16 protein-coding genes are annotated in these 16,102 nt (G+C 69.9%); 2 read left to right on the plus strand and 14 right to left on the minus strand.

What is annotated here, in order from left to right; all coding sequences use genetic code 11:
• Positions 1-12 precede the first annotated feature (12 nt).
• The 13 genes from WJM96_RS02540 to metZ form a co-directional block, all read right to left on the minus strand.
• A complete protein-coding gene (locus WJM96_RS02540; RefSeq protein WP_424810849.1) occupies positions 13-978 on the minus strand; it encodes a class I SAM-dependent methyltransferase in 966 nt (321 codons plus the stop codon).
• A complete protein-coding gene (locus tag WJM96_RS02545; protein ID WP_424810850.1) occupies positions 968-2,296 on the minus strand; it encodes an aspartate aminotransferase family protein in 1,329 nt (442 codons plus the stop codon). Before WJM96_RS02545 ends, WJM96_RS02540 begins: the two co-directional genes overlap by 11 nt.
• A 36-nt stretch (positions 2,297-2,332) precedes the next feature.
• Positions 2,333-3,565 (minus strand): NupC/NupG family nucleoside CNT transporter, encoded by a 1,233-nt coding sequence (locus WJM96_RS02550; protein ID WP_424810851.1) that lies wholly within the window; start codon positions 3,563-3,565, stop codon positions 2,333-2,335.
• Entirely contained in the window at positions 3,565-4,992 is a 1,428-nt protein-coding gene (locus WJM96_RS02555; protein ID WP_424810852.1) for a DNA recombination protein RmuC, read from the minus strand. The genes WJM96_RS02550 and WJM96_RS02555 overlap by 1 nt, the downstream gene beginning before the upstream one ends.
• 71 nt (positions 4,993-5,063) lie before the next feature.
• Entirely contained in the window at positions 5,064-5,420 is a 357-nt protein-coding gene (locus WJM96_RS02560; RefSeq protein ID WP_424810853.1) for a hypothetical protein, read from the minus strand.
• Between the two features lie 89 nt (positions 5,421-5,509).
• Positions 5,510-7,087, minus strand: coding sequence for a bifunctional phosphoribosylaminoimidazolecarboxamide formyltransferase/IMP cyclohydrolase (purH, locus tag WJM96_RS02565; protein ID WP_424810854.1), 1,578 nt, complete (start codon positions 7,085-7,087; stop codon positions 5,510-5,512).
• Positions 7,088-7,101: 14 nt separating this feature from the next.
• Positions 7,102-8,211, minus strand: a complete 1,110-nt coding sequence (locus WJM96_RS02570; protein WP_424810855.1) for a glycosyltransferase family 4 protein — start codon at positions 8,209-8,211, stop codon at positions 7,102-7,104.
• A 16-nt stretch (positions 8,212-8,227) separates the two neighbouring features.
• Positions 8,228-9,862, minus strand: coding sequence for a heparinase II/III family protein (locus WJM96_RS02575; protein WP_424810856.1), 1,635 nt, complete (start codon positions 9,860-9,862; stop codon positions 8,228-8,230).
• A complete protein-coding gene (gene rpe, locus WJM96_RS02580) occupies positions 9,862-10,521 on the minus strand; it encodes a ribulose-phosphate 3-epimerase (protein ID WP_424810857.1) in 660 nt (219 codons plus the stop codon). The genes WJM96_RS02575 and rpe overlap by 1 nt, the downstream gene beginning before the upstream one ends.
• A gap of 122 nt (positions 10,522-10,643) precedes the next feature.
• Complete coding sequence (gene folE / locus WJM96_RS02585) at positions 10,644-11,288, minus strand: GTP cyclohydrolase I FolE (protein WP_424810858.1); 645 nt, start codon at positions 11,286-11,288, stop codon at positions 10,644-10,646.
• Between the two features lie 141 nt (positions 11,289-11,429).
• Positions 11,430-11,831 carry a Co2+/Mg2+ efflux protein ApaG gene (gene apaG / locus WJM96_RS02590; protein WP_424810859.1) on the minus strand — a complete coding sequence of 134 codons (402 nt, stop codon included), beginning with the start codon at positions 11,829-11,831 and terminating at the stop codon, positions 11,430-11,432.
• Positions 11,828-12,439 carry a LysE family translocator gene (locus tag WJM96_RS02595; RefSeq protein WP_424810860.1) on the minus strand — a complete coding sequence of 204 codons (612 nt, stop codon included), beginning with the start codon at positions 12,437-12,439 and terminating at the stop codon, positions 11,828-11,830. The genes apaG and WJM96_RS02595 overlap by 4 nt, the downstream gene beginning before the upstream one ends.
• Positions 12,440-12,444: 5 nt before the next feature.
• Complete coding sequence (gene metZ / locus WJM96_RS02600) at positions 12,445-13,653, minus strand: O-succinylhomoserine sulfhydrylase (protein WP_424810861.1); 1,209 nt, start codon at positions 13,651-13,653, stop codon at positions 12,445-12,447.
• 322 nt (positions 13,654-13,975) lie between these two features.
• On the opposite strand from metZ, the gene WJM96_RS02605 reads away from it, so the two are divergent.
• Both WJM96_RS02605 and WJM96_RS02610 read left to right on the plus strand, forming a co-directional pair.
• Entirely contained in the window at positions 13,976-14,272 is a 297-nt protein-coding gene (locus WJM96_RS02605) for an Hpt domain-containing protein (RefSeq protein ID WP_424810862.1), read from the plus strand.
• Positions 14,272-15,633 (plus strand): sigma-54-dependent transcriptional regulator, encoded by a 1,362-nt coding sequence (locus tag WJM96_RS02610; RefSeq protein ID WP_424810863.1) that lies wholly within the window; start codon positions 14,272-14,274, stop codon positions 15,631-15,633. The genes WJM96_RS02605 and WJM96_RS02610 overlap by 1 nt, the downstream gene beginning before the upstream one ends.
• A gap of 2 nt (positions 15,634-15,635) precedes the next feature.
• On the opposite strand, the gene WJM96_RS02615 is transcribed toward WJM96_RS02610, so the two are convergent.
• Positions 15,636-15,917 carry a hypothetical protein gene (locus tag WJM96_RS02615; protein WP_424810864.1) on the minus strand — a complete coding sequence of 94 codons (282 nt, stop codon included), beginning with the start codon at positions 15,915-15,917 and terminating at the stop codon, positions 15,636-15,638.
• Positions 15,918-16,102 lie beyond the last annotated feature (185 nt).

The following is a 16,102-nucleotide window of genomic DNA, read 5'->3' on the forward strand; positions in this document are numbered from 1 at the left end:
CGCCTGAGGGCATCAAAAGATCCGCTCGAAGGCGAAGGTGTTCGAGACGGCGCGCCCCGGCGCGCCGACGAGGAAGTTGTCCTCGCGCACGTCGCGCAGGATCATCCCGTGACGATAGGCGAGCTCCAGCACCGCGCGCTGGGGCACCGCATGCATCTCCATCTCGGTGCCGAGCTCGCGCGAGAGATACTCGGCGTTGCGGAACTTGTAGCCTTCGAGCCAGACCGGGACCTGGAACACGGCGACGCCGCGCGGCTTGAGGCTCGCGAAGGCGCGGCCCAGGATGTGCAGGATGACCGGCGGCGGGTTGTGCTGCAGGACGATGCGCGAGAACCAGAGATTGCACTCGCCGACCGGCATGATGTTGGCGGCGGTGACGCGCCTCAGCGTCACGTTCTCGCACTGCGCCTCGCGCATCGCGACCCCGGCCAGCTTGAGATGAGGCGCGGAGATGTCGAGCCCCGTCACCCTCTTGAAGAGGCCCGCCAGATGCAACGTCACGCGCCCGACGCCGCAGCCGTACTCGACGCAGTGCATGAATTCCTGCGGCTTCCGTCCGATGCGGGCCAGGGCGGCCTCCAGCAGCCGCGCGTCCCAGGCTCCCTGGCTGTAGAAGGCCATGAGGTTGGGGCCGACATTCTCCGGCAGGTAGCGCTCCTCGGTCAGGACCGACCAATGGGGCGCGCTTTCGCCGATCTGGCTCCAGTAATGGCCGAGCTGGTTGATCATGCGGGCCAGCGTCTTCGGATCGGCCTCGGTCTCGACCTCCATCGGCCCGGCATCGAGGGGTGTCATGCCGTGGATGTTGACGCCGTGGCGCTGCCCGAACTCCTGGCTGCCCGCGAAGGCCTTGCCGAGGCTGGCGAGGTCGGGCCAGTTCGTCATGCCGTGCTGGATGACGTCCTCGCTCTCGGGCTCGCGGCCCAGCATCATGCGGTAGGCGAGGATGACGTGCTCGCGCGTCACCTCACCCGACAAGGGCGGCCTCCACGGCATCGCCGAAACGCTCCACGATCATCTCCACCTCCGCGGATGTGACGGTGTAGGGGGGCGCCAGGATCACGTGGTCGCCCTGCAGCCCGTCGATGGTGCCGCCCATGGGATAGCAGCCCAGGCCGCGCTTGTACGCTTCCTGCTTCACGCGTTCGTTGATCTTGAGCTTCGGGTCGAAGACGGCCTTGGTGCCGCGGTCCTGCACCAGCTCGATCGCCCAGAAAAGGCCGCGGCCGCGGATGTCGCCGATGTTGCGGTGGTTGCCGAGCCGCTCGGTCAGCCGCTGTTCCAGCAGCGCGCCCATGGCCTGCACGTTGCCGAGCAGGTTGTCCTTCGCGATGACTTCCTGCACCGCCATCGCCGCCGCGCAGGCCATGGGATGCGCCTGGTAGGTGTGGCCGTGCATGAAGCCGCCGGAGCCCGCGCGGATGGTGTCGATCACCTTCTCCTGCGCCAGGATGCCGCCGATGGGCTGATAGCCGCCGCCCAGGCCCTTGGCGATGACCTGGATATCGGGGACCACGCCCTCCTGCTCCCAGGTGTGCATGGTGCCGCAGCGGCCCATGCCGGACATCACCTCGTCCAGGATGAGCAGCGCGCCGTGGCGGTCGCACACCGCGCGCATGGCCGGGAAGTAGCCGGGAAGGGCCGCGACGCAGCCGAGCGTCGCGCCCACCACCGTCTCCGCGCAGAAGGCGATGACGGTATCGGGGCCGAGGCGCTGGAACTCGGCCTCCAGCTCGTCGGCCAGCCGCTGGACGTAGTCGGCGTCGGTCTCGTGGTCCGCGCGGTCGCGATAGGCATAGCAGGGCGAGACATGGCTGAAGGCCTGGCTCAGGATCGGTGCATAGGGTTTGCGCCGCATGGCGTTGCCGCCAGCCGAAAGCGCGCCCAGCGTATTGCCGTGATAGCTCTGGCGGCGGGCGATGTAGCGCGTGCGCTGCGGCTGCCCGGCCTCGAGGAAGTACTGGCGGGCCATCTTGATCGCCGCCTCCATCCCCTCGCTGCCGGAGGAGGCGAAGTAGGCGTGGCTCAGCCCGCCCGGCTTGTGGCCGACCAGCATGTCCGCGAGCTTCTCGGCGCTCTCGCAGGAGAAGAGGGCGGTATGGGCGTAGGTCAGCTTTTCCAGCTGCGCGCGCATCGCCGCCAGCACATGCGGGTGGCTGTGCCCGAGGCAGGCAACGGCCGCGCCGCCGGAGCCGTCGATCACCTCGTGGCCCGAGGCCTCGCGAAGCCAGATGCCGCTGCCGGAGACCGCGATGGGCGGGTCGGCGCGCAGGTTGCGATGGACGAGATGGGACATGTCGGGCTCCGCTGGTCCGCGGAAGCTAGCCCGGCATTACGGCGGCGTCAGCACCCCGACCGCCGCGCCCAGCATGCAGCAGGCGATGGTTCCCGCCGCCAGGGCAGGGAGGCCCAGCGAAACGATCTCGGCCCGGCGCTCGGGACACATGGTGCACATCCCGCCCAGCATGATCCCGACCGAGCCGAAATTGGCGAAGCCGCAGAGCGCGTAGCTCAGGATCAGGCGGGTCCGGGCGGACATCGCCTCGCCGCCCGAGCGGGCGAAGTCGAGATAGGCTACGAACTCATTGATGACGAGCTTGATGCCGAGCGACCGGCCGACCGCCTGCGCCTCGGCCGCGGGCGTCCCCATAGCCCAGGCCAGCGGCCAGAGGATCCAGCCCGCGATCTGCTGCAGCTGGATGCCGAGGAGGGGCTGGACGATCTCGTTGCCCAGCGCCACCAGCGCCACGAAGACGATGAGCGCCGCCATGATGCCGAGCAGAAGCTGAAGCCCGTCCGTCGTGCCCTGGACGATGGCCTCCATGCTGCTGTCGTAAAGGCGCGGGGCCTCTGCCTCGCCCTCCGTAACGCCTGTCGAGGGGACCATGAGCTGGGCAGCCAGCACCGCCGCCGGCGCACCCATCAGCGAGGCGGTCAGCAGGTGGCCGGCCGCATCGGGGACGAGCGGGGAGATCATCAGCGCGTAGACGACCAGCATGTTGCCCGAGATGGTCGCAAGGCCCGCGACCATGACGACGAAGAGCTCCGACCGGGTCAGGCGGCCCAGCCAGGGGCGGATGAGCAGCGGGGCCTCCACCATTCCCACGAAGACGTTGGCGGAGACGGAGAAGCCCGCCGCGCCCCCCAGCCCGAGCAGCTTGCGAAGGGCGACGGCCAGCACGCGCACCACGAAGGGCAGTACCCGCCAGTGGTAGAGCAGCGCCGAGAGCGCGCCGACCAGCAGCAGAATGGGCAGCGCCTGGAAAAAGAGGATGAAGCTTGCCCCCGGTGCCGTCTCGGCATAGGGCAGCGGCCCTCCGCCGAGATAGCCGAAGACCAGCGAGGTGCCGGCCTGGGTCGAGCGCGCCAGGGCGTCCACGGCCCGGCCGATATAGGCGAAGGCGGCGCGCAGCGGTGGGATGTTCAGCATCAGCGCGGCGACGGCGATGGTGCCGACCACGCCGCCGATCACCGCGCGGGCCGAGACATGGCGCTTGCAGCCGCCCAGCAGCCAGCACAGCGCGCAGAGCAGCGCGAAGCCGAAGGCGGATTGGAGTTGAAGCATCAGGCCTCGTCTTCCTCTTCGGCGGTGTCCTGGCCGATTTCCAGGATCTCCTCCGCGCGTTCGCCGGACAGCGCCTCCATGCCGCGCAGCTTGCGCGTGATGGCGCGCGTGCGGGTTTGTGCCTTGCCGATGGTATTGGCCACCGTGCCCACCTGGCGGCCGAGCTGGCCCAGAACGCCTTCCATCTTGGCCATCTCGGCCTTGGTCGCGCCCAGCAGCTCGCGCACCGATTCGGCATTCTTGGACAGCGCGAGCGTGACGTGGCCGAGCTGGATGGTCCGCAGCAGGGCCGGCAGCAGAGTCGGGCCCAGGACCAGGACGCGGTGCGAGCGCCCGATATCGTCGATGAGGCCCGGAATGCGCGCGACCTCGGCGTAGAGCCCCTCGGTCGGCAGGTACATCACGGCGAACTCCACCGTGCGCGGCGGGATGATGTATTTCTGCGCGATCTTCTGCGCCTCGCCCCGAATGCGGATCTCAAGGCCCCGGCGCGCGGCGGATTCCGCGATGGGGTCGGCCGCCTCCCAGGCCGTCAGCAGGCGCTCGTAATCCTCGATGGGGAATTTCGCGTCCACCGGCAGCAGCACGCGCTCGGTCCCCTGCATCGGCATGACGACACAGAACTCGACGGAATCGGCGCTGCCCTCGCGCAGGCGCACATTGGTCTCGTAGCTGCCTTCGGGGAGGATATCGTCCAGCAGGGCCTTCACCTGCGTCTCGCCCCAGCCGCCGCGCGTCTTCACATTGCCGAAGAGGCGCTTGATGTCGCCGATCTGCGCGGTGACGGCCTGCACGTCGCCCATCGCCTTCTGTACGGCGGTGAACTGGTCGATGACGCGGTTGAAGCTCTCGTTCATCTGCTTCTCGACCGCGCCCGCGAGCTGTTCGTTCACGCTCTTCTGGATCTCGGCGAGACGCTTCTCGCTGTTCTCGCGCATCTCGTTGAGCTTGCGGTCCAGCACGTCGCGGGAGCGGGTGGTTTCGGCCGCCATGGCCTCCTGCGACGCCTTGGCGTGCGCGGCCAGCCGGTCCAGCAGGGACGCCTGCATGGCGGAGAGCGCTTCCGTCTGCTTCAGCATGGCGGCGCCCACGGCCTGGGTCTGCGCGGCCGTGGCTTCTTGGGTCATAGTGGCGCCGGTGGCCAACCGCTCCATCAGCGCCTTCTCGGTCGCGGCCAGCGCCGCGGCCTGCTTCAGCATGGTCTCGCCGAGCAGCCGGGTCTGCTCGGTGGTGAAGCCGGAGAGCTCCCGCGAGTGGTCGAGCTTCTGCTGCGCCATGTCGCGGGACAGGGTGTCCTTCATGACGGCCAGTTCGACCTGGAGCGCCGGGATGGCTGGATCGGCCGGGGCGCGCCGCGTCAGCAGCACCGCCAGCACGGCGAGCAGCAGCAGGATCGCCACGCCCAGCAGCGCCACTTCCATCGTCATCGCCCAAATCCGTTCGTCATGCCTGCAGTATGCGCATCAAACCGGATTCGCGGCGAAGCCCGGCGCAGAGCCTATTGCAGCAGGTTGCACTGCACGCCGAAGGCGGTTCCGGTGACGTTGAGAACGGCGCTTTCGAGGGGGCGCGGAGCCTTGGAGCGGCAGATCGATTTCCAGGTGAAGTCGTTCACGTCCACCTGGAATTCCATCTCCGACACGTCCTGCAACCGCACGCAATTCTGCTGTCCGGCGGCGCTGGTCACCCAGCCGCTCTGATAGCGTTGCCCGGCCGAGAGATAGCTGAAGCGCGAACGGATGATGGTGGCACTGCTGTTGGTGACGCAGAATTGCGGTGTGGCCGCCCATGCGGGGGCGGGACTGACCTGGGTGGCGGCGAGGGCCAGCAGGGCGGCGGCGATTGGCTTCAGCATCGTGGTTTTTCCTTTCTGCCCCGCAGGATGGGCGAGGAAGAAGGAAGCTGCCAATCGGCCGTGCCGATGATGGCGATCAGCGGCGGTGCTTAGTGCCGGAAGTGGCGCATCCCGGTGAAGACCATGGCAAGGCCGGCCTTGTCCGCCGCCTCGATGACCTCGTTGTCGCGGATGGAGCCGCCCGGCTGGATCACGGCCGTCACGCCCGCCGCAGCCGCCGTCTCCAGCCCATCGGCGAAGGGGAAGAAGGCGTCGGAGGCGACCACGCTGCCCTTGGCCAGCGGCTCGGGCAGGCCGGCGGCCTTGGCGGCGGCCTCGGACTTCCAGGCGGCGATGCGGCTGCTCTCCACGCGGTTCATCTGTCCCGCGCCGATGCCCACCGTGGCCATGCCCTTGGCGTAGATGATCGCGTTGGACTTCACATGCTTGCAGACGCGGAAGGCGAAGAGCAGGTCGGCGATCTCGGCCTCGGTCGGCGCGCGCTTGGTCACGACCTTCAGCGCCTCGGCCGTGACGCGGCCGGCGTCGCGCGACTGGGCGAGGAAGCCGCCCGCCACGCTCTTGAAGAACAGGCCAGGGGCGACCGGGTCCGGCACGCCGCCGGTCAGCAGCAGGCGGAGGTTCTTCTTCCTGGCGAAGATGGCCTGGGCGGCCTCGTCGGCGCCGGGGGCGATCACGACCTCGGTGAAGATGGCCGCGATCTTCTCGGCCGCCGCGGCGTCCAGCGGGCGGTTGGCCGCCACGATGCCGCCGAAGGCCGAGACGGGGTCGCAGAGCAGCGCCTTGTCCCAGGCCGAGGCCAGATCCGCGCCCTCGGCCACGCCGCAGGGGTTGGCGTGCTTCACGATGACGATGGCGGGCTTGTCGAACTCGGCGACGCATTCATAGGCGGCGTCGGTGTCGTTGAGGTTGTTGTAGGAGAGTTCCTTGCCCTGCACCTGCCGGGCCGTCGCGATGCCCTCGCGCGTCTCGCCGCTCAGGTAGAAGCCCGCCTTCTGGTGCGGGTTCTCGCCGTAGCGCAGCCTCTGCTTCAGCACGCCCGCGACCGCGAGGCGCGGCGGGAATTCCTGGCCGAGCTGTCCGGCGAACCAGCCGGAGATGGCGGCGTCATAGGCCGCGGTGCGGGCATAGGCGGCCGCTGCCAGCTCCTTGCGCAACGCCAGCGAGGTGCCGCCGGCCGCCTCCAGGTCCGCCGTCACCCGGGCCAGGTGCGCGGGCTCGGTGCAGACCACGACGCCGGAGAAATTCTTGGCGGCGCTGCGGATCATCGCCGGCCCGCCGATGTCGATGTTCTCGATGCAATCCTCGAAGGCCGCGCCCTTCGCGACGGTCGCCTCGAAGGGGTAGAGGTTCACGGCCACGAGGTCGATCGGCGCGATCGCGTGCTTGTCCATCTGCGCCAGGTGGTCCGCGAGGTCACGCCGGCCCAGGATGCCGCCATGCACCTGCGGCACCAGCGTCTTCACGCGGCCGTCCAGGATCTCCGGGAAGCCGGTGTGCTCGCTGACGTCCTTTACCGGGATGCCGGCGTCGCGGATCGCCTGGGCGGTGCCGCCGGTGGAGAGGATCTCGGCGCCGCGGGCGGCCAGGAAGCGGGCGAACTCCACGATCCCTGTCTTGTCGGAGACGGAGAGCAGGGCGCGGCGGATGGGAAGGGCGTCGGTCATGGTGGGGACCTCCATCATAAGCCAAGAAGGTCCAGGGTGCGGTCCACCACGACCTGCTCGGTGAACAGGGATTTGGCGCGGGCCAGGCCCGCTGCGCCCATCCTCTGCCTCAGCGCGGCGTCGCCCGCCAGACGTTCCAACGCATCGGCGAGGCCCGAAACCTGCATGGGCGGCACGAGATAGCCGGTCTGGCCGGAAACCACCTGCTCGCGGCACCCGCTGATGTCGGTGGCGACGATGGGCAGGCCGGTGAGCATGGCCTCGATGACCGACATGGGCAGACCCTCGAAGTGGCTCGGCAGGGCGAAGATATCGGCGGCCTGAAGCCAGCGGGGCACGTCGTGGCGATAGCCCAGCATCTTCAGGCGCGGGCCCAGCACCTCGGCAGCACGGGCGAAATAGGGGGAGAGGTCCTCGCCATGGTCGCTCGGCAGGCGCTCGCCCACCACCCAGAGATGGGCGCCGGGCACGCGCTCCATGGCCTGCAGCAGCTCTGGCCAGCCCTTATGGCGGACGAGGCGCGACGCGCCCATGACGACGCAATCCGCCTCGGAAAGCCCCATCTCGGCGCGCAGCGCGGCGCGGGCGGCGGGGTCGGGATGGAAGATCGCCGGGTCCCGGCCATTGCCGGTCGCGACCGCGCCGCGATGGATGAAGAGGCGCCGGGCATCGGCGGCCTCCTCCTCGCTGACGGTGAGGAAGGTGTCGGTCATCCGTCCGCCCAGCCATTCGACGCCCAGCGAAAGGCCCCGCCGCCAGATCGGCCCCGGCTGGTTGAACAGGAAGCCGTGGCAGGTATAGGCGACGTGCGGCACGCCCTCCACCTTGGCCGCCATCCGCGCCAGGAAGCCGGAGATGGGCATGTGCGCGTGCACCAGGTCGAACTTCTCCTCCCGCATGATGCGGCGGAGCTCGCGGAAGGCCGGGATATGGGCGCGCGGGTTCAGGCTGCGAGCCAGCGGCACGGGGATGATGCGAAACCCCTCGGCGCGCGGGACGTCGAGCAGCGGCCCCTCGGCCGAGATGCCCACCACCTCATGCCCGCGCGCACGCGCGCCCCGCATCACCGGCAGAAGGAAGTGCCGGAGCGAGAAATCGACATTGGTGAGCTCGAGGATCTTCACCCGGAGATGGACGGGCTCAGCCGTCCCCGCCGGATTCGTGATTCCCGCCCGAGACGACGCGGCTGATGGCCCATTGCACCGTCTCGGCCTCGCCGTCGGAGGTCAGGACGATCTGGCTGGTCCGGCGCGGCTCGGCGGCCAGGTAGATGCTCTCTTCCAGCTCGATCCGCGCGCCGCGCGCTCGGAAGCGCCAGCCCTGGCCGCCGGGCAGCCGCATGAGGACGCCGCCCTCCTCCTCCTGCAGCACGGCGGTCACGCCGGGATGCAGGTGGAAGCGGATGGTCCAGGGCACGGCAGGGCCCGGGAAAGGTTCCAGCGCATCCTCGCCGCGCAGGTCGTCGCCGGTCTCGGAGAGGTAGAGGCGGCGGCGGTGGATGACGCCATGGGTACGGCGGTAGCCGTCATGCCCGGCCTCCAGCCACTGCGCGCCATTGGCTTCCTGCCGCTCGATCTCCACGCGCTCAGGCCGGCGGCCGAGCCCTTCGGGCTTCAGCTCGCTGCTGTTGGTGTCGTCGAGGATGAGGGTGGAATGGGCGGCGGTGCCGCGCAGCGCGTCCCGCCAGCCGCCCTCGGCGGCCGGGGCGGCGCCGCAATTCACGACCAGGCGGTCGCGGCCGACCGACATCTCGAAGGACAGCGTGCCCGCGTGGGCGTTGCGGTCCGCCCCGCGGGGCAGGCCGGAAAGCGCATCCGGCGCCCGGCCCGGCGGCGGCGCGCCGCAATCGGCGAGGATGAGCGTCCGTCCGGCGGCGAGGCGATGGAAGCCCGTCTCCTCCAGCGAGAGGGGCGCGCGGCCCTTGGCCTGGCCCTGGGTGAGGACCACGTCGACCAGCGCCGGCGCTTCCTCGCGCGTGCCGTTGAACAGGGCCAGCGCCATGTCGCCATGGCGGAAAAGGCGCAGCGCCTGCCCGGCGCGGTCCAGCGCCGTGGAGAGCTGCGGCGGGGAGTTCACGCCACAGCCGTTGAGCAGGTTGCGGATCTCGATCAGATCCTGAAGTGCCAGGAGCTGGGTCGCGGGGCTGCGCTCCACATGGCCGCCATCGGTGTGGAACTGGCGCTCCAGCTCGCCCGGCAGGAAGCGCAGGGCGCGGGTCAGCCAGGCTTCTTCCTCCAGCGCCACGGCGGCAGCGATGGTGCCCTTGAGCACGACCAGCCCGCCGCGATGCGCGGCCTCGGCCGGCAGTCCCGCCACGATGGCGCGGCCGTCCAGCGCCATGCGCTGCATGAGCGCGCGGCGGAAGCCGTCCTCGGCGGTCGCGGCCAGGAAGTCCCAATGGCCGAGCCAGGCGGAGATGCGCGCGGCCGCGACCTCGGGCGCCATGGCCATGGGCTCGGCGGCGCCGCGCGCCAGCCAATCCTCGGCGAGGTCGCGCGCCTTCACCCGGGCGGCATCGGTGCCGAGCATGCGGAGGTCCCGCAGCCAGGCGAAGCCATGGGCGCATTGGCGCCAGAGGACCGGGCCGGCGGCCGGGCTCCAATCGTCCAGGATGCGGGCGCTGCCCTGCACCTCGAACTCGCCGCGTAGCAGGCGGGCGCCGCGGTTGGCATCGCCGGGCCAGAGATCGCGGAAGGCGCGGGCGGGCGCGTCGGGGACGCGAACGGGCTTGAGCTTGGCGAGGAGGAGCCGCGCGTTGCGGATCACATCGGACATCAGGCGCCTCCCTTCTTCAGGGCGGCGATGGCGGAGGCATAGTCGGGCGCGCCGAAGACGGCCGTCCCCGCGACCAGCACGTCGGCCCCGGCGGCGATGCAGTCCGGCGCCGTCCTGGCGGTGACGCCGCCATCGACCTGGAGCGCGATCTCGCGGCCGGAGGCGTCGATCATGCGACGCAGCGTCGCGATCTTGCTCAGCTGGCTGGAAAGAAAGCTCTGCCCGCCGAAGCCGGGGTTCACGGACATGACGAGGATCAGGTCCACGAGGTCCATGACATGGGTGAGGCTGTCCACCGGCGTCGCCGGGTTCAGCACCACGCCCGCCTTCTTGCCGAGGGCCTGGATGGTCTGGAGGCTGCGATGCAGATGCGGCCCCGCCTCAGGGTGCAGGCTGATGATGTCGGCCCCGGCATCCGCGAAGGCAGCCAGGTAGGGATCGGCCGGCGCGATCATCAGGTGGACATCGAAAGGGAGGCGGCAATGGGGCCGCAAGGCCTTGATCAGACTGGGCCCGAAGCTGATGTTCGGGACGAAGTGCCCGTCCATGATGTCGAGATGGAGCCAGTCCGCGCCGGCCGCTTCGACCGCGCGCACCTCTTCCCCCAGGCGGGCAAAGTCAGCTGCCAGCAGCGAAGGGGCGATGCGGATATCCGTCATTGGGCCTCTGCAGGGTGCGTCGCATCGGACTAAACCATTCGATGCGGGATGCAACCCTTGCAAAGCGCAAGCGACGGCCTACGCGCGGAGGAAATGGCGCGGGGAGGCCGTCGGCGGCCGGATCAGCCCTCCAGCCCGCCGCCGCGCTGGCCGCCGATCATCGCGAGGAATTCCCGGCGGGTGCTGTCATTGGTCCGGAACGCGCCGAGCATGCGTGAGGTGACCATGGAGACGCCCGTCTTGTGGACGCCGCGCGTGGTCATGCACTGGTGCCCCGCCTCGATCACCACGGCGACGCCCTTGGGCTGCAGCACGCTCTCGATCGTATTGGCGATCTGCGAGGTCAGCTTTTCCTGGATCTGCAGGCGCTTGGCATAGGCGTCGATAACGCGGGCGAGCTTGGAGATGCCCACCACCTTGCCATCCGGCAGGTAGCCGACATGGGCCTTGCCGATGATGGGAACCATGTGGTGCTCGCAATAGCTCTCGAGCCGGATGTCCCGCAGCACGACCATCTCGTCATAGCCGTCCGTTTCCTCGAAGGAGCGGGCGAGCATCTCCTCGGGGTCGTCGCCATAGCCGGCGAAGAATTCCTCGTAGGAGCGGACGACGCGGGCGGGCGTGTCGAGCAGGCCCTCGCGGTCCGGGTCGTCGCCGGCCCAGAGCAGCAGGGTGCGGACCGCGGCCTCGGCTTCCTCGCGCGTCGGCTTCGTGGGGCTCTTCGTCCCCTCGTCCGGCTTCCGGTCGGGCGGCGCCTGGTGGTTCATGGCGTTGTGACTTTCGCTTCTCTGGTCGGGAACATGGTCAAGGCTGGCTGTGGTGCAAGCTCAGGCCGCCACCCGCAGTTCCTCGCAGGAGATCGTGGCGTGCGCCCGGAAGGCGGGCCGTTCCGCCGGATCGTCAGCACCTCAATGGACCCCGCCGGCCTGGTGCGGGCTGTCCAGCGAGAAGGGAGGCACCAGGGCGTCGAAGCTCTCGCCGGTCGCCACCACCTGCATGTGATAGGTGCCGCGCATGAAGCCCGAGGGCGTGCCAAGGGGCGTGCCGGAAGTGTAGTCGAAGCTCTCGCCCGGCTCGAGCACGGGCTGCTCGCCCACCACGCCCTCGCCATGGACGCGGATCGTGCGGCCCTGAGCATCGGTAATGAGCCAGGTGCGGCGCAGGAGCTGGACCGCGGCCGGCCCCTCGTTGGTGATCTCGACCTTGTAGGCCCAGACGTACTGGCCCTCTTCTGGCTTGGACTGGTCGTCGAGGTAGAAGGCCCGGACGGTGACGCGAACGCCCCGCGTGGTGGCGGAATAGGGCTTCACGCGCGTCGCATCGCGGCCGTGGCCACGCCCGCCCCGATGAGCATGGAGCCGCCGATCCGGTTGAAGCCGCGCCGCACGGCGGGGCGCGTCACCAGCCCCGACATCCGGCCCGCCAACAGCGCGTAGGCCAGCGCGTTGGCCGATGCCAGCGTCACGAAGCTCGCGACCAGGATGGCGGCCTGGGGCAGGAAGGGGCGTGTGCCGTCGAGGAACTGCGGAACGAAGGCCACGAAGAAGGCGATGCTCTTGGGGTTGAGCGCGGTGACCACATAGGCGTCGCGCATGGCCCGCCGCGCGCTGAGCGGCGGTGCCGCGGCCTGGGCCACGGGGGCCCGCCACAGCTTGACCCCGAGCCAGATCAGATAGGCCGCGCCCGCCCATTTGAGAATGGCGAAGGCCAGGCTGGAGGCCGCGAGCAGCGCGCCCAGCCCCGCCAGGGACAGCGTGATGGCCGTGAGGTCGCCCAGCGCGACGCCGGCCACCAGCGGCAGGGCGCGCCCGCGCCCCGCCCCCAGCGACTGGCCGATGACCAGCAGGATGGTCGGGCCCGGGATCGCGAGCATCGCGGCCGAGGCCAGCAGGAAGGCGATCCAGGTCTCGACCGTCATGCAGGTTACTCCGCCGCGCGCGCCGAGGCGCCGGCGCCGATGGCGTCCAGCGCCTCGGCCAGGTCCTCGATGATGTCGGCCACGTCTTCGAGGCCGACCGAGAGGCGCACCGTGCCCTCGGTGATGCCGAGGCGCGCGCGCTCCTCCGGCGCCACGCGCATATGCGTGGTGGTGGCCGGGTGCGTCACCATGGACTTGGCGTCGCCGAGGTTGTTCGAGATGTCCACGAGCTTCAGCGCGTTCATGAAGCGGAAGGTCTCCGCCTTGCCGCCCTTCAGCTCGAAGGTGACGAGCGTGCCGCCGGCGGACATCTGCTTCACGGCCAGGGCGTGCTGCGGATGGTCGGCCCGGAAGGGGTAGAGGACGCGCTTCACCTCGGTCCGCTCGGAGAGGAAGTCCGCCACGGCGGCCGCGTTGCGGCACATCTGGTCGACGCGGAGCTTCAGCGTCTCGAGCCCCTTCAGCACCACCCAGGCGTTGAAGGGGGACATGGCGGGGCCGGTGTTGCGGATGAAGGGCATCAGGGTCTCCTCGACCCACTTCTTCGGCCCGAGCACCGCGCCGCCCAGGACGCGGCCCTGGCCGTCCATGTGCTTCGTCGTGGAATAGACGACGATGTCGGCGCCCAACTCCAAGGGCCGCTGCAGCAGGGGGGTGGCGAAGACATTGTCCACCACGACCAGCGCGCCGGCCTCATGGGCCAGCTTGGCCACGGCCGGCAGATCCACCAGCTCGAGCATCGGGTTGGACGGGGTCTCCAGCAGCACCATCGCCGCGGGCTTGCTCAGCGCGGCCTTCCACTGCGCGAGGTCGCCGCCGTCCACGAACTCGGACTCGATACCGTAGCGCGGCAGCAGCGTCGTCACGATCCAATGGCAGGAACCGAAAAGGGCGCGCGAGGCCACCAGCCGGTCGCCGGTCTTGAGATGGGAAAGCAGGGCCGAATGCACCGCCGCCATGCCCGTCGCCATCAGCCGACAGAGGTCGGCGCCTTCGAGAAGGGCCAGCTTCTCTTCCAGCATGGTCGTGGTGGGGTTGGCGAAGCGGCTGTACTGGTAGTGCGCGATCTCGTTCTTGAAGGTCGCCTCGGCCTGCTCGGCGCTGTCGTAGACGAAGCCGGAGGTGAGATACATCGCCTCGGAGGTCTCGGCGTGATTGGAGCGCGTGAGGCCGCCGCGAACGAGCTGGGTAGCCGGGCGATACTTCTGGGACATGAGGATCGACACCCTTCGGAACACAGGCGTCCGGCACCCTGTCACGGGTGTGGGATCGCCCCGAAAGGCGGTCCCGGGCCGTTTAGCGCGCTTGTTTTCCGCGGCCTTCCCGGAGAAGGGGGGCCGCGACCCGGTTGGGACCTCGCCGCAAGCTGGCCGGACAAATCGCGAGGACCATCCATGCGTAGTCCTGCCCAGGGGGGCCGTCAACCTTCTCGACGAAAGCCGCGGCTGGCGCTGGAATCGCACTGTTGACGTTGCACCTTCCGGAATGCAGTCATGCGTCGTCATGAGTGCGCTAGACCCAAGCGTTGCGAAACAGTTGGCCGACGACCTCCCGCCCGACGTGTTCCGCACGATCATCGCGACCTTCGAGGAGGATCTCGGCCGCCTCGTGGGGGAGCTGCGCGAGGCGCATGAGAAGGGCGACCTCGACGGATACATGCGCGCGGCGCACAGCCTCGCCGGCGCGGCCGCCGCGGTCGGCGCCCTGGGGCTGGAGCGGGAGGCCCGCATCGCCATGGACCACCGGCAGCCCGAGCCTGGAGCGACCGTGCTGCCCCGCCTCCTCGCGGAGGCGAAGGGAGCGCTCGAGGCGCTGCACGCCCTGATCCACTGATGCGGGGGCGGATCCTTCTCGTCGAGGATACGCCGAGCCAGGCCGAAATCGCGAAGGCCGTGCTGCGCGAGCAGGGCCACGAGATTCGTCACGCCGAGACGGGTGCGAAGGCCCTGGCCGCGGCCATCGCCTGGCGGCCGGACGCCATCCTGGTCGATCTCGTCCTGCCGGATTTTTCGGGCATCGAGCTGATGCGCCGCCTTCGGGCCGAGGCGGTGGAGGCGGCGCTGATCGTGCTGACCGCCCACGGCTCGGTGAACGCGGCCGTCGAGGCGATGCGCGAGGGCGCGGCCGACTTCATCCTCAAGCCCTATTCCTCCGAGCGCCTGCGCGTGACGCTGGAGAACGCGCTGGAGAAGCGGCTGCTGCGCCGCCAGCTGGACGCCGCCCAGAACGAGCTGGGCCGGGCGCGCTTCCATGGCTTCATCGGGGCCTCGCCCGCCATGCAGGCGGTCTACCGCACCATCGAGAGCGCCGCGCCCTCCCGCGCCACCGTCTTCGTGACGGGCGAGAGCGGCACCGGCAAGGAGCTGGTGGCCGAGGCGCTGCACCGCGCCTCGCCGCGCGCCGGCAAGCGGCTCGTGGCCCTGAACTGCGGCGCCATCCCCCGCGACCTGCTGGAAAGCGAGATCTTCGGCCATGTGAAGGGCGCCTTCACCGGCGCGGCGGCCGACCGTGCCGGCGCCGCCCAGGCGGCGGATGGGGGCACGCTCTTCCTCGACGAGATCGGCGAGATGCCGGCCGAAATGCAGGTGAAGCTGCTGCGCTTCGTGCAGACCGGGGTGGTGACGCCGCTCGGCGGCACGAAGCCTGAGCGGGTGGATGTGCGCCTCGTCTGCGCCACCCATCGCGACATCCTGCAGGAGGTCCAGGCCGGGCGCTTCCGCGAGGATCTCTACTACCGGCTCTATGTCGTGCCGATCGAGATGCCGCCCCTGCGCACGCGCGGCGAGGATGTGATCCTCATCGCGCGCCATCTCCTGGCCCTGTACGGCCGCGAGGAACGCAAGGACTTCGAGGGCTTCGACGGCGAGGCGGAGGCCGCGATCCGCGCCTATCCCTGGCCCGGCAATGTCCGCCAGCTCCAGAACGTGCTGCGGAACGCGGTGGTGCTGCACCAGGGCCCGCTGGTAACGCGGGCCATGCTGCCCGCGCTGCTGCTGCACGACGCCCCGGCCGAACCGGACCCGCGCCCCGCGCCTGACCCCCCGCGGATCGAGCCCCTGGCGGTATCGGAGCGGCGCCTGATCCTAGAGGCCCTGGAGCATACGGGGCAGGACGTGCCGCGCGCGGCGGCGCTGCTGCAGGTCAACCCCAGCACGATCTACCGCAAGCTCCTGGCCTGGAAGAAGGCGGGCTGAGGTCAGCGCAGGCGGAAGACGCCCTTCACGCGGGTGATCTGCCGGTCGCCCCAGGCCATGGCCCGGCTCTCGCGCTCCACGATGCTCGGCATCAGGTGCGGCCAACGCCGGTCGACGACCCGCACGCTGCGCTGGGCCCACGCATACTGGTCACGCAGGATGAAGGTACCCAGGGCGACGAAGATGAATCCGGGCATGATCGGCAGGATCAGCCCCACCGGCCCCAGGGCGATGCAGCCGATGCCGATGGCCTTCCGGCGAGGGCAAGGTCTGAATTCCATCATCGCCGCTAAAGATGGCGTGATTGTCATCTTCGTCAAGCTTCTTGGCCGCCCTCGGGCAGGAGACTGCGTGCAGAGCGTTTCGCACTGCAGCATGCCATTGCGTGGCGGCCGGCCGCTTTCTAGCCTGGGCGGATGTCCACCCAGCTGATGCCGCCCGACCTGGAAGCCCTTCGAGCGCGAGGCCG

Origin of the sequence: Roseococcus sp. YIM B11640 (assembly GCF_049727625.1) — a bacterium.
Lineage (GTDB): Bacteria > Pseudomonadota > Alphaproteobacteria > Acetobacterales > Acetobacteraceae > Roseococcus.